At 64.1% G+C, this 14,978-nt stretch carries 3 protein-coding genes, 1 tRNA gene and 3 rRNA genes; 6 read left to right on the top strand and 1 reads right to left on the bottom strand.

From position 1 onward, the window contains the following. Window positions 1-196: 196 nt before the first annotated feature. The 5 genes from OHT51_RS11490 to OHT51_RS11470 all read left to right on the top strand — a co-directional run bounded on the left by OHT51_RS11490 (window position 197) and on the right by OHT51_RS11470 (window position 6,282). Window positions 197-1,722: ribosomal RNA gene (locus OHT51_RS11490) — 16S ribosomal RNA — on the top strand. Between the two features lie 310 nt (window positions 1,723-2,032). Next, a 23S ribosomal RNA gene (locus tag OHT51_RS11485) occupies window positions 2,033-5,150 on the top strand. 85 nt (window positions 5,151-5,235) lie between these two features. Next, window positions 5,236-5,352 (top strand): 5S ribosomal RNA (gene rrf, locus OHT51_RS11480). The 16S, 23S and 5S rRNA genes sit together here, the layout of an rRNA operon. Before the next feature lie 114 nt (window positions 5,353-5,466). Further along, a complete protein-coding gene (locus OHT51_RS11475; RefSeq protein WP_328884301.1) occupies window positions 5,467-6,129 on the top strand; it encodes a DegT/DnrJ/EryC1/StrS family aminotransferase in 663 nt (220 codons plus the stop codon). 77 nt (window positions 6,130-6,206) lie between these two features. Further along, window positions 6,207-6,282, top strand: a tRNA-Thr gene (locus OHT51_RS11470). 64 nt (window positions 6,283-6,346) lie between these two features. Here OHT51_RS11470 and OHT51_RS11465 read toward each other — a convergent pair. Next, window positions 6,347-9,097, bottom strand: a complete 2,751-nt coding sequence (locus OHT51_RS11465; protein ID WP_328878815.1) for a SpoIIE family protein phosphatase — start codon at window positions 9,095-9,097, stop codon at window positions 6,347-6,349. A gap of 378 nt (window positions 9,098-9,475) precedes the next feature. Between OHT51_RS11465 and OHT51_RS11460 the strand changes: the two genes are divergently transcribed. Next, window positions 9,476-14,950: a HAMP domain-containing protein gene (locus tag OHT51_RS11460; protein WP_328878814.1), complete on the top strand. Its 5,475-nt coding sequence runs from the start codon at window positions 9,476-9,478 to the stop codon at window positions 14,948-14,950. The last annotated feature ends 28 nt before the right edge of the window (window positions 14,951-14,978 follow it).

The following is a 14,978-nucleotide window of genomic DNA, read 5'->3' as shown; positions in this document are numbered from 1 at the left end:
AGCGTCCGTTCCTTGAGAACTCAACAGCGTGCCAAAAATCAACGCCAGATATGTTGATACCCCGTCTGCCGGAAACATTAGTTCTCGGTGGCGAGGTTCCTTTGAAATAAACACAGCGAGGACGCTGTGAACGGCCGGGCTTATTCCGCCTGGCTGTTCCGCTCTCGTGATGTGTCGTCCCGATTACGGGAAAACATTCACGGAGAGTTTGATCCTGGCTCAGGACGAACGCTGGCGGCGTGCTTAACACATGCAAGTCGAACGATGAACCACTTCGGTGGGGATTAGTGGCGAACGGGTGAGTAACACGTGGGCAATCTGCCCTTCACTCTGGGACAAGCCCTGGAAACGGGGTCTAATACCGGATACCACCTTCACTGGCATCTGTGAAGGTTGAAAGCTCCGGCGGTGAAGGATGAGCCCGCGGCCTATCAGCTTGTTGGTGAGGTAATGGCTCACCAAGGCGACGACGGGTAGCCGGCCTGAGAGGGCGACCGGCCACACTGGGACTGAGACACGGCCCAGACTCCTACGGGAGGCAGCAGTGGGGAATATTGCACAATGGGCGAAAGCCTGATGCAGCGACGCCGCGTGAGGGATGACGGCCTTCGGGTTGTAAACCTCTTTCAGCAGGGAAGAAGCGAAAGTGACGGTACCTGCAGAAGAAGCGCCGGCTAACTACGTGCCAGCAGCCGCGGTAATACGTAGGGCGCAAGCGTTGTCCGGAATTATTGGGCGTAAAGAGCTCGTAGGCGGCTTGTCACGTCGGGTGTGAAAGCCCGGGGCTTAACCCCGGGTCTGCATTCGATACGGGCTAGCTAGAGTGTGGTAGGGGAGATCGGAATTCCTGGTGTAGCGGTGAAATGCGCAGATATCAGGAGGAACACCGGTGGCGAAGGCGGATCTCTGGGCCATTACTGACGCTGAGGAGCGAAAGCGTGGGGAGCGAACAGGATTAGATACCCTGGTAGTCCACGCCGTAAACGGTGGGAACTAGGTGTTGGCGACATTCCACGTCGTCGGTGCCGCAGCTAACGCATTAAGTTCCCCGCCTGGGGAGTACGGCCGCAAGGCTAAAACTCAAAGGAATTGACGGGGGCCCGCACAAGCAGCGGAGCATGTGGCTTAATTCGACGCAACGCGAAGAACCTTACCAAGGCTTGACATACACCGGAAAGCATTAGAGATAGTGCCCCCCTTGTGGTCGGTGTACAGGTGGTGCATGGCTGTCGTCAGCTCGTGTCGTGAGATGTTGGGTTAAGTCCCGCAACGAGCGCAACCCTTGTTCTGTGTTGCCAGCATGCCCTTCGGGGTGATGGGGACTCACAGGAGACCGCCGGGGTCAACTCGGAGGAAGGTGGGGACGACGTCAAGTCATCATGCCCCTTATGTCTTGGGCTGCACACGTGCTACAATGGCAGGTACAATGAGCTGCGATACCGTGAGGTGGAGCGAATCTCAAAAAGCCTGTCTCAGTTCGGATTGGGGTCTGCAACTCGACCCCATGAAGTCGGAGTTGCTAGTAATCGCAGATCAGCATTGCTGCGGTGAATACGTTCCCGGGCCTTGTACACACCGCCCGTCACGTCACGAAAGTCGGTAACACCCGAAGCCGGTGGCCCAACCCCTTGTGGGAGGGAGCTGTCGAAGGTGGGACTGGCGATTGGGACGAAGTCGTAACAAGGTAGCCGTACCGGAAGGTGCGGCTGGATCACCTCCTTTCTAAGGAGCACTTCTAAGCCGGGCTTGCCCGGTTCAGAGGCCACTACGCAGGCAAACGTTCTGCGGTGGTTGCTCATGGGTGGAACGTTGATTATTCGGCACACTTGATCGTCTTCTCCTTCTAGTACTGCTCTTCGGAGCGTGGAACGTTGAGGGAAGCGGGGAGTGTGTCGGGCACGCTGTTGGGTGTCTGAAGTAACGGCCGCAAGGTTGTGCTTCGGTTGCCGGCGCCGGTGTAGCACCACAGTGGTGGTGTGTGACGGTGTACTGGTCGTTGTTTGAGAACTGCACAGTGGACGCGAGCATCTGTGGCCAAGTTTTTAAGGGCGCACGGTGGATGCCTTGGCACCAGGAACCGATGAAGGACGTGGGAGGCCACGATAGTCCCCGGGGAGTCGTCAACCAGGCTTTGATCCGGGGGTTTCCGAATGGGGAAACCCGGCAGTCGTCATGGGCTGTCACCCTTGCCTGAACACATAGGGCAAGTGGAGGGAACGCGGGGAAGTGAAACATCTCAGTACCCGCAGGAAGAGAAAACAACCGTGATTCCGGGAGTAGTGGCGAGCGAAACCGGATGAGGCTAAACCGTATACGTGTGAGACCCGGCAGGGGTTGCGTATACGGGGTTGTGGGATCTCTCTTTCACAGTCTGCCGGCTGTGAGACGAGTCAGAAACCGTTGATGTAGGCGAAGGACATGCGAAAGGTCCGGCGTAGAGGGTAAGACCCCCGTAGTCGAAACATCAGCGGCTCGTTTGAGAGACACCCAAGTAGCACGGGGCCCGAGAAATCCCGTGTGAATCTGGCGGGACCACCCGCTAAGCCTAAATATTCCCTGGTGACCGATAGCGGATAGTACCGTGAGGGAATGGTGAAAAGTACCCCGGGAGGGGAGTGAAATAGTACCTGAAACCGTGTGCCTACAAGCCGTGGGAGCGTCGGATACAGCTTGCTGTATCTCGTGACTGCGTGCCTTTTGAAGAATGAGCCTGCGAGTTTGCGGTGTGTTGCGAGGTTAACCCGTGTGGGGAAGCCGTAGCGAAAGCGAGTCCGAATAGGGCGATTCAGTAGCGCGCTCAAGACCCGAAGCGGAGTGATCTAGCCATGGGCAGGTTGAAGCGGAGGTAAGACTTCGTGGAGGACCGAACCCACCAGGGTTGAAAACCTGGGGGATGACCTGTGGTTAGGGGTGAAAGGCCAATCAAACTCCGTGATAGCTGGTTCTCCCCGAAATGCATTTAGGTGCAGCGTCGTGTGTTTCTTGCCGGAGGTAGAGCACTGGATAGGCGATGGGCCCTACCGGGTTACTGACCTTAGCCAAACTCCGAATGCCGGTAAGTGAGAGCGCGGCAGTGAGACTGTGGGGGATAAGCTCCATGGTCGAGAGGGAAACAGCCCAGAGCATCGACTAAGGCCCCTAAGCGTACGCTAAGTGGGAAAGGATGTGGAGTCGCAGAGACAACCAGGAGGTTGGCTTAGAAGCAGCCACCCTTGAAAGAGTGCGTAATAGCTCACTGGTCTAGTGATTCCGCGCCGACAATGTAGCGGGGCTCAAGCGTACCGCCGAAGTCGTGTCATTCATACAACAGCCCCAACGGGTGTATGGATGGGTAGGGGAGCGTCGTGTGCCGGGTGAAGCCGCGCCGGAAGGCAGTGGTGGACGGTTCACGAGTGAGAATGCAGGCATGAGTAGCGATTCACACGTGAGAAACGTGTGCGCCGATTGACTAAGGGTTCCTGGGTCAAGCTGATCTGCCCAGGGTAAGTCGGGACCTAAGGCGAGGCCGACAGGCGTAGTCGATGGATAACCGGTTGATATTCCGGTACCCGCTGTGAAGCGTCAAACATTGAACCAGGCGATGCTAAGTCCGTGAAGCCGCCCTGGAGCCTTCGGGCAAAGGGGAGTGGTGGAGCCGACGGACCAGACCTGTAGTAGGTGAGTGATGGGGTGACGCAGGAAGGTAGTCCAGCCCGGGCGGTGGTTGTCCCGGGGTAAGGGTGTAGGCCGTGATCCAGGTAAATCCGGATCACATGAGGCTGAGACCTGATGCCGAGCCGATTGTGGTGAAGTGGATGATCCTATGCTGTCGAGAAAAGCCTCTAGCGAGTTTCATGGCGGCCCGTACCCTAAACCGACTCAGGTGGTCAGGTAGAGAATACCGAGGCGTTCGGGTGAACTATGGTTAAGGAACTCGGCAAAATGCCCCCGTAACTTCGGGAGAAGGGGGGCCATCACTGGTGAGGGAACGTGCTTCCTGAGCTGGGGGTGGCCGCAGAGACCAGCGAGAAGCGACTGTTTACTAAAAACACAGGTCCGTGCGAAGCCGTAAGGCGATGTATACGGACTGACGCCTGCCCGGTGCTGGAACGTTAAGGGGACCGGTTAGTCACAATTCGTTGTGGCGAAGCTGAGAACTTAAGCGCCAGTAAACGGCGGTGGTAACTATAACCATCCTAAGGTAGCGAAATTCCTTGTCGGGTAAGTTCCGACCTGCACGAATGGCGTAACGACTTCTCGACTGTCTCAACCATAGGCCCGGTGAAATTGCACTACGAGTAAAGATGCTCGTTTCGCGCAGCAGGACGGAAAGACCCCGGGACCTTTACTACAGTTTGATATTGGTGTTCGGTTCGGCTTGTGTAGGATAGGTGGGAGACTGTGAACTCTGGACGCCAGTTCAGGGGGAGTCGTCGTTGAAATACCACTCTGGTCGTGCTGGATGTCTAACCTGGGTCCGTGATCCGGATCAGGGACAGTGTCTGATGGGTAGTTTAACTGGGGCGGTTGCCTCCTAAAGAGTAACGGAGGCGCCCAAAGGTTCCCTCAGCCTGGTTGGCAATCAGGTGTTGAGTGTAAGTGCACAAGGGAGCTTGACTGTGAGACCGACGGGTCGAGCAGGGACGAAAGTCGGGACTAGTGATCCGGCGGTGGCTTGTGGAAGCGCCGTCGCTCAACGGATAAAAGGTACCCCGGGGATAACAGGCTGATCTTCCCCAAGAGTCCATATCGACGGGATGGTTTGGCACCTCGATGTCGGCTCGTCGCATCCTGGGGCTGGAGTCGGTCCCAAGGGTTGGGCTGTTCGCCCATTAAAGCGGTACGCGAGCTGGGTTTAGAACGTCGTGAGACAGTTCGGTCCCTATCCGCTGCGCGCGTAGGAATATTGAGAAGGGCTGTCCCTAGTACGAGAGGACCGGGACGGACGAACCTCTGGTGTGCCAGTTGTTCTGCCAAGGGCATGGCTGGTTGGCTACGTTCGGGAGGGATAACCGCTGAAAGCATCTAAGCGGGAAGCCTGCTTCGAGATGAGTATTCCCACCCACTTGATGGGGTAAGGCTCCCAGTAGACGACTGGGTTGATAGGCCGGATCTGGAAGCACGGTAACGTGTGGAGGTGACCGGTACTAATAGGCCGAGGGCTTGTCCATAGATGCTCGCGTCCACTGTGTTGGTTCTGAAACCACGAACAGCCCCGTATGGCCACATGCGGTGCGGCTGACAGTTTCATAGTGTTTCGGTGGTTATAGCGTGAGGGAAACGCCCGGTTACATTCCGAACCCGGAAGCTAAGCCTTACAGCGCCGATGGTACTGCAGGGGGGACCCTGTGGGAGAGTAGGACGCCGCCGAACTCCTTTTAATAGGGTTGGATCCAGAACTTCGGTTCTGGGTCCAACCCTTTTTTGTTGCGCGTCACCTGAAGTTCACGTTTCGCAACCAACATCCCACACATGGGTACTGCTGCAATGCTCAGGGCTGCCGGCGTCGGAGTCGGTGACGAGGTTGTCGTACCGGCGTTCGGGAACGTCGATGTCGCCGAGGCCGTGGTCCTGGCCGGGGCGCTGCCGGTGTTCGCCGACATAGATCCGGTGACGTACTGCCTGGACGCCGGCGCTGTCGAGGCGGTCGTCACGTCGCGGACGGCTGCTGTCATCGCCGTACATCGTTTTGGCCGGTGGGCCGACATCGCGCGGCTGCACGAGATCGGGCAGCGGCATGGGCTGCTGGTGTTGGAGCAGGGCGAGTCCGAGGTTCCGTACGACGAGATCGCTCAGCGTCGGCAGCGGGCCGCCTACCTGGACGCGAAGTTGAAGGGCGTTCAGACGCCCGATGGCGGTGACGGACACACCTATCAGCAGTACGTCGTGCGTGTGCCGGGGAACGGGCGGCCGGACCGCGACGCATTCGCCCGGGCCGTGCGGGCCAGGGGAGTTGAGTGCCGGGTGCCGGTGAAGACGGCCGTGCACAGGCTGCCGGAGTACCGGCGGTGTGTGTCCCTGCCGGAGACCGAGCGGGCTGCTGACGAAACGTTGGCCCTGCCCGTCGACGCGTCTCTGACCAAGAGGGACATGCAGCGGATCGTGTCCGCCTGCAATGCGCTCGGAGGACTTCTCCAGCCCGCCTTCTGAGCGAGTTTGGGAGCACGGGTGTGTTCGGGGTACGATCTATTCCGTTGCCGCGAGGGAAACTTCGCAAATGGTGACAGGCCCCTATAGCTCAGTCGGTAGAGCGTCTCCATGGTAAGGAGAAGGTCAACGGTTCGATTCCGTTTGGGGGCTCCAGACTGAAGGCCCCGCCCAATTGGGCGGGGCCTTTTGCATGTCCTCCCCGTGTCCTCCTCGGTCCCTAGTCCGTGTGAAGGCCAGGGACGCGCATGGCAAGGATGGCCATGTCGTCGGACGGGGCGTCCGAGGCGAAGCGTTCGACCGCGCGCATGATGCGGGCCGCCACCGCCCCCGCGGTCAGGCCCGTGCACGTGGTGAGGACGTCGGTGAGGCCGTCGTCGCCCAGCATGCGGCTGCCCTCGCGGCGTTCGGTGACGCCGTCCGTGACGCACAGGAGGACGTCACCGGGATCGAGGGTGACTGTCTGCTCGTAGAGCTCCAGGTCTTCCATGACACCGAGGAGCGGTTGGGGTTCGGCCGCCGGTTCGACCGTGCCGTCCTGGCGCAGACGGAGGGGGAGCGGGTGGCCGGCGCAGACCACCTTCAGCTCGGCACTGCCGTCCTCCTGCGGCCTCAACTCGCCGTAGAGGAGCGTCAGGAAGCGGCTGCGGGCGCCCTCGTCGAGGATCGCGGAGTTGAGGCGCTCCAGCACCGCCGGGCCGCTGAGGCCCTCGCGTGCGAGGAGCCGGAGTGCGTGCCGGGCGAGTCCAGTGACCGCCGCCGCGTTCGGTCCCGTACCGCAGACGTCGCCGATGGCGAAGCCGTAGGCGCCGTCGCTGATCGGGAAGAGGTCGTAGAAGTCGCCGCCGACCTCGTTGCCTTCGCCGGCCGCGCGGTAGATGACCTCGACCTCGACGCCGTCGATCTCGGGCAGCTCGGGCGGCAGGAGGCTGCGCTGGAGGGACTGGCTGATGGCGGTGCGCTCGGAGTAGAGGCGGGCGTTGTCCAGGGCCAGGGCGGCCCGTCGCGAGAGGTCCTCCGCCAACTCCAGGATTTCCTGGCGGAAGTGTTCGTCCGTCGGCTTGCCGAGCGTCAGCATGCCGATGACCCGGTTGCGGGCCACCAGCGGCAGTACGACCGTCTCGCCGCCCACCGCGGAGGCCGTGGCCAGGGTGGGGCCGATGCCGATGCCCGAGCTGACCCGGTGCGGGGGCTCGCCGAGGCCCAGGCTGCGCATGGAGGTGCGCAGGGCCGCCTGGTGGGCCGCCTGGGCAGGGGCCGACCAGACGCGGGCGCCGGGGGTGGGGACGGGGTCGGGAGGGGAGATCTTCGACAGCAGTGACTTAATGCCGTCGATGAGTTCCTCGTCCTCATGCAGGACGTATGACAGGTACGGATCCGAGGCCTGGTCGGCGATCGTGTAGACCGCGCACCAGGTGGCAAGGGTGGGGACTGTCATCTGGGCCATCAGGGCCAGTGTCTGGTCGCGGTCCAGGGTTCCGGCGAGCAGGTCGGAGGCCTCGACGAGGAAGCTGAGCGAGCCGCGGCGCAGGCGTTCCAGTTCGCCCAGCCGGGCCGACTCCACGGCCAGGGCGATGCGGTCGGCGGCGAACTGGAGGCGCAGTGCCTCCTCGTTGGAGTATCTCGCGGGGGCCTCGGCGGCGACGCCGAGGGAGCCGGTGAGGCGGCCCTCGACCTTCAGGGGCACGGTGACGACCGAGCGCATGCCGGTGCCCCTGAGCAGCGGGACGGCGCCGGGGACCATCGTGAGGTCCTCGTGGACAGCCGGCATGCGGGCCGAGCCGTAGCGGCCGGGGCCCGCCTCGACGGGCACGCGCGCGAAGCGCTGGCGGGCGGAGGGCAGGCCGGTGGAGGCGCGGACCTCCAGCTCCGTTTCGTCGTCCGTCGCCAGGAGCAGGAACGCCGAGTCGCCGTCGAGCATGTCGCGGGCGCGTTCCACCGTGCGCTGGAGGAGGCCGTCGAGGTCGTCCGGGGCGGGTGAGCCGATGAACACCTCGAACGGGTCGGTGCTCTGGGCGTCGTTGCCGGTGTCGGAGGCCGGGATGCGCAACGGCGTCTGCAGAACAGCCCGTTCGTGGTCCCGGACGAGGAGGCAGACCGTTGACGGTTCGCCGCCCGTGTCGCGGACACGGAGGTGGGAGGCGTACACCGGCGTGACGCGGCCGTTGGCGCCCCTTATGCCGTAGCTGCCCTCCCAGCGGGAGAGTTGGAGTGCCTCGGCGATGCCGGTGCTCGTGCCCGGAGTGTGCGGCCAGGCGGCGAGGTCGGTGAGGGGCTTTCCGGTGACCTGCTCTGCCGCATAGCCGAAGAGGTCCTCGGCGTCCTCGTTCCAGGACGAGATGGCGCCCGTACGGTCGATCTGGACCACCGCGACCCGGACGCGGCCGTCGGCGAGGGGGAGGAGGTCGGAGGGCAGGGACGGGCCGGCCGCGCGGGTGCCCACCGGGCGCTCGGGGAGGTCCAGTTGGAACCAGACCTGCTTGTGCGTGGGCGTGTATTCGACGCCCCAGCGGCCGGCCAGGGCCGCGCACAGCTGGAGGCCGCGGCCACCCTCGCGGTCGGGGCTGCCCATGTTGACGGGCGAGCCCTGGAGGGGGATCTCGCGCTCCGGATACCGGTCGGCCACCTCGACGCGTACGCCGTCGTCACTGCGCAGACACAGAACGTCCGCGGACGTGCCCGCGTGGACGACGGCGTTCGTCACCAATTCACTGGTGAGGACTACGGCGTCGTCGACGATGTCGGCGAAGCCCCAGCCCTGGAGTGTGTCGCGGACGAAGGAGCGGGCGCTCGCCACCGATCGCCCGACGGGGTCGAAGCTGGCTGCCGCGCGCGCGGTGATCACAGAACTCCTCGTCCGGTTGTCGACGTGCAAGGCCCCGTGGCCGGCCGGCTCGCGCCGCTGATGCGGCATCTGCGCGCCCGTCGGCCGCTCCGGGGATTGTCCCCCCGGGATCAGTCCGGTGGTCATGTCCGGCTGCCCCTCCGATGCCCGCTCGTTGCTCCTCCTGCCACCGCCCAGGCCGGACGGACCGGCGCGGCTGGACAGCCGCATGCAAGGTTACTTACCTTCGCCGTCCATGCGGATGCCGGTCTGCAGTGTTTCCGTCCGGAGGGTGTGCGGACGATGTGCGAAGCTGCCGAACTGTTATGGCCGGGTTCGGCGGGGGTGAAACACTGGGCAAGCTTCTTGTGAAGGTCCGGGCAGGCCGAGTGTCGTTCGCGTATCGCGGGCAGCAGCACGTGGTGTGGCCTGGTATATCCGGCAGGAGTACCCAGCAGTAACGAGAACGCCGAACAGCAGAACCCGAGCACAGCAGTAACGGTCGACCCCTGCGGGAGGGACACAGTGGAGTCTGGCGCAGCGACGCGGGGCACTAAGACGCGCGCGAAAGGCGGACAGTCCCTGAGGAACGAGCGTAAAACGCGAGGCGGGACCACTGCGGTGGACACGGCTGCCCTGAACCGGCTGCTGACGGCCCTCGTGTCGATGCGCGACGGGAACTTCCGAAAGCGGCTCACGGTGTCCGGGGACGGCGTGATGTCGGAGATTGCGGCCGTCTTCAACGAGGTGGCCGATCGCAATCTTCATCTGACGGGTGAGTTGGCGCGGGTGCGGCGCATGGTCGGCCGCGAGGGCAAGCTCACGGAACGGCTGGAGACGGGCGCCTGTGAGGGCTCCTGGGCGGCCGCCGTCGACAACTCCAACGCCCTGGTCGACGACCTCGTACGGCCCGTCTCCGAGGTCGGGCGGGTGCTGTCCGCGGTGGCCGACGGTGATCTGTCGCCGCGTATGGAGCTGCGGACGCAGGCCCAGGACGGGACCGGGCACCCCCTGCGGGGTGAGTTCCTCAAGGTCGGACGGACTGTAAACAACCTTGTCGATCAGCTGTCGACGTTCACCGACGAGGTCACGCGCGTGGCCAGCGAGGTGGGGACCGAGGGCAAGCTCGGCGGGCAGGCGCGCGTGCGTGGCATGTCGGGTTCGTGGAAGGACCTCACGGACTCCGTCAACACCATGGCGTACCGGCTGACGGCCCAGGTGAGGGACATCGCGCTGGTGACCACCGCGGTCGCCAAGGGTGATCTGTCCCGTAAGGTCACGGTTCACGTGGCCGGCGAGATGCTCGAACTGAAGAACACCGTCAACACGATGGTGGACCAGCTGTCGTCGTTCTCCTCCGAGGTGACGCGAGTCGCGCGCGAGGTGGGCACCGAGGGTGAGCTGGGCGGTCAGGCGCAGGTGCCCGGTGTGGCCGGCGTGTGGAAGGACCTCACCGATTCGGTGAACCTCATGGCCGGCAACCTGACGGCGCAGGTGCGAGGAATCGCACAGGTGACGACGGCGGTCGCCAACGGTGATCTGTCGCAGAAGGTGACCGTGTCGGCACGCGGCGAGGTCGCGCAGCTCGCTGACACGATCAACCAGATGACTGAGACGCTGCGGATCTTCGCGGACGAGGTCACGCGCGTGGCGAACGAGGTCGGCGCCGAGGGCCGGCTGGGCGGCCAGGCGAACGTGCCGGGTGCCGCGGGCACCTGGAAGGACCTCACGGACTCCGTCAACACCGTGTTCCGGAATCTGACCATTCAGGTGAGGGACATCGCGGCGGTCACCACGGCTGTGGCCAACGGCGACCTGTCGCAGAAGGTCACGGTCGACGTGGCCGGCGAGATGCTCGAGCTGAAGAACACCGTCAACGGCATGGTCGACCAGCTGTCGTCGTTCGGTTCCGAGGTCACACGTGTCGCGCGTGAAGTCGGCGTGGAGGGTGAGCTCGGCGGTCAGGCGCAGGTGCCAGGGGCCGCGGGGACGTGGAAGGACCTGACGGACTCCGTCAACACGGCGTTCCGCAACCTCACCGGACAGGTGAGGAACATCGCCCAGGTGACCACGGCTGTGGCCAACGGTGACCTGTCGCAGAAGGTCACCGTGGACGTCTCCGGCGAGATGCTCCAGCTGAAGAACACCGTGAACACGATGGTGGACCAGCTGTCGTCCTTCGCCGACCAGGTCACGCGCATGGCCCGGGACGTGGGCACCGAGGGCCGGCTGGGCGGTCAGGCGGTCGTACCGGGGGTGGCCGGTACGTGGAAGGAGCTCACGGACTCCGTCAACGGAATGGCAGGAAACCTCACCGCCCAGGTGCGCAACATCGCCCAGGTGACCACGGCGGTGGCCCGGGGTGACCTTTCCCAGAAGATCGACGTCGACGCGCGCGGCGAGATCCTGGAGCTGAAGAACACCATCAACACGATGGTGGACCAGCTGTCGTCCTTCGCCGACCAGGTGACCCTGGTCGCGCGCGAGGTGGGTACCGAGGGCCGCCTGGGCGGACAGGCACAGGTGCCCGGCGTCGCCGGTGTGTGGCGTGACCTCACGGACTCCGTGAACGGCATGGCTTCCAACCTGACCGGCCAGGTGCGCAACATCGCGCAGGTCGCCACGGCGGTGGCCCGGGGTGACCTGTCCCAGAAGATCACCGTGGACGCGCGCGGGGAGATCCTGGAGCTGAAGAACACCCTGAACACGATGGTGGATCAGCTGTCGTCCTTCGCCGAAGAGGTCACGCGTGTGGCCCGTGAGGTGGGCACGGAGGGCATCCTCGGAGGTCAGGCCGAGGTGCAGGGTGTCTCCGGCACCTGGAAGGACCTCACGCAGTCCGTGAACTTCATGGCGAACAACCTGACGATCCAGGTGCGCAACATCGCCGAGGTCACGACCGCGGTCGCCAAGGGTGACCTGTCGAAGAAGATCACCGTCGATGCCAAGGGCGAGATCCTCGAGCTCGTCACCACCGTGAACACGATGGTGGACCAGCTGTCGTCCTTCGCCGAGCAGGTGACCCGAGTCGCCCGTGAGGTGGGCACGGACGGCATCCTCGGTGGCCAGGCGCACGTGCCGGGCGCCACGGGCATCTGGAAGGACCTCAGCAACAACGTCAACCTGATGGCCAACAACCTGACCGTCCAGGTGCGGAACATCTCGCAGGTCGCGGCGGCTGTCGCCAACGGTGACCTGACGCGGACGGTGACCATCGAGGCGCGCGGTGAGGTCGCACAGCTCGCGGACACCTTCAACACCATGGTGAAGACGCTGAGTTCGTTCGCCGACCAGGTCACCAAGGTGGCCCGTGAGGTGGGCACGGACGGCATCCTCGGTGGTCAGGCGCATGTGCCGGGTGTGGCCGGTACCTGGAAGGACCTCACCGAGTCCGTGAACCAGATGGCGTCCAACCTGACCGGGCAGGTGCGCAACATCGCCATGGTCACGACCGCCATCGCCAAGGGTGACCTGACCAAGAAGATCGACATTGACGCCCGAGGCGAGATCCTCGAACTCAAGACGACCATCAACACGATGGTCGACCAGCTGTCGTCCTTCGCCGAAGAGGTCACCCGAGTCGCCCGCGAGGTGGGCACCGAAGGACAGCTCGGCGGCCAGGCACGCGTGCGTGACGTCGACGGCACCTGGCGGGACCTCACCGAGTCCGTGAACGAAATGGCGGGAAACCTTACTCGGCAGGTACGTGCCATCGCGCGCGTGGCGACCGCGGTGACCCGCGGTGACCTGAACCTGAAGATCGACGTCGACGCGTCCGGCGAGATCCAGGAACTGCAGGACTACATCAACAAGATGATCGCCAACCTGCGCGACACCACGATCGCCAACAAGGAGCAGGACTGGCTCAAGGGCAACCTCGCCCGGATCTCGGCACTGATGCAGGGCCGCCGCGATCTGGCGGACGTCGCCTCGCTGATCATGAGCGAGCTGACGCCGGTGGTGACTGCGCAGCACGGTGCCTTCTTCGTCGCCATGCCGCTGCTCGACGGCAAGGACCTGGCAGCCGAGAACGACGACCAGTACGAGCTGCGGATGCTCGGGTCCTACGGCTACTCGATGGGTTCCATGCCGACGTCCTTCCGGCCGGGTGAGGCGCTCATCGGGACGGCAGCCGAGGAGAAGCGCACGATCCTGGTGGAGAACGCGCCCAGCGGCTATCTGAAGATCTCCTCCGGGCTCGGCGAGGCGCCGCCCGCGCAGGTGATCGTCCTTCCGGTGCTGTTCGAGGGCAAGGTGCTCGGCGTGATCGAGCTGGCCTCCTTCACGCCGTTCACGCAGATCCAGAAGGACTTCCTCAACCAGATCGCCGAGATGATCGCGACCAGCGTCAACACCATCTCCGTCAACACCAAGACCGAGGTGCTGCTGAAGCAGTCGCAGGAGCTGACCGAGCAGCTCCGTGAGCGGTCGGAAGAGCTGGAGAACCGGCAGAAGGCCCTTCAGGCGTCCAACGCCGAACTGGAGGAGAAGGCCGAGCTGCTGGCCCAGCAGAACCGCGACATCGAGGTGAAGAACACCGAGATCGAGGAGGCGCGGCAGGTCCTGGAGGAGCGCGCCGAGCAGCTCGCGGTCTCCATGCGCTACAAGAGCGAGTTCCTCGCCAACATGTCGCACGAGCTGCGTACGCCGCTCAACTCGCTGCTGATCCTGGCCAAGCTGCTCGCCGACAACGCGGAGGGCAACCTCTCGCCGAAGCAGGTCGAGTTCGCCGAGACCATTCACGGTGCCGGCTCCGACCTGCTTCAGCTGATCAACGACATCCTGGACCTGTCGAAGGTCGAGGCGGGCAAGATGGACGTCTCCCCGACGCGTATCGCGCTCGTGCAGCTCGTCGACTACGTGGAGGCCACCTTCCGGCCGCTGACCGCGGAGAAGGGCCTGGACCTGTCCGTACGGGTCTCGCCGGAGCTGCCCGCCACCCTGCACACCGACGAGCAGCGGCTGCTGCAGGTGCTGCGCAACCTGCTGTCCAACGCGGTGAAGTTCACCGACTCCGGGTCGGTCGAGCTGGTCATCCGGCCCGCCGGGATCGACGTGCCCCAGAAGATCCGGGAGCAGCTGCTGGAGGCCGGTTCGCTGACAGAGGCGGACGCGCCACTGATCGCGTTCTCGGTGACCGACACCGGTATCGGGATCGCGGCGAGCAAGATGCGGGTGATCTTCGAGGCGTTCAAGCAGGCGGACGGCACGACCAGCCGCAAGTACGGCGGTACGGGGCTGGGGCTGTCGATCTCGCGGGAGATCGCGCAGCTGCTCGGTGGTGAGATCCACGCGCAGAGCGAGCCGGGACGCGGCTCGACGTTCACGCTGTATTTGCCGCTGCACCCGAGCGAACTGCCCCCGCACGGCTACCAGCAGCAGTTGCCGTCTCTCGACGCGGGCGATCTGGTGGCCTCGGCGGCCGAACTGGCGGAGCTGGCCGACGCGGAGATCGAGACGCCGGCCGAGGTGCGGTCGTACCGGGAGACGCAGAACGGCGCCGCGGCGCTCTTCAGGCGCCGCCGCAGGGCCGCCAGCGAGCTGGAGCAGAGGCCGGCGCAGCAGGAGCAGTGGTCGGCGCCTGAGCAGGCCAGGTCAACGCAGTCGCTCCGGGGCATCCGCTTCGGTGGCGAGAAGGTGCTGATCGTCGACGACGACATCCGCAACGTCTTCGCGCTGACCAGCGTCCTGGAGCAGCACGGCCTGTCCGTGCTGTACGCGGAGAACGGCCGTGAGGGCATCGAGGTCCTGGAGCAGCACGACGACGTGGCGGTCGTCCTGATGGACATCATGATGCCGGAGATGGACGGATACGCGACGACCACGGCGATCCGTAGGATGCCGCAGTTCGCCGGACTACCGATCATCGCGCTGACCGCCAAGGCCATGAAGGGCGACCGGGAGAAGGCGATCGAGTCGGGCGCGTCCGACTACGTGACGAAGCCGGTCGACCCCGATCATCTGCTGGCGGTGATGGATCAGTGGATGACCGAGCAGTGACGGCAGCCGACAGTGTTCACGCGGAGTT

The sequence above is a fragment of the Streptomyces sp. NBC_00299 genome (assembly GCF_036173045.1).
Lineage (GTDB): Bacteria > Actinomycetota > Actinomycetes > Streptomycetales > Streptomycetaceae > Streptomyces > Streptomyces machairae.
The sequence above is the reverse complement of the archived record's forward strand: the minus strand, read 5'-3'. Positions and strand labels throughout refer to the sequence as shown.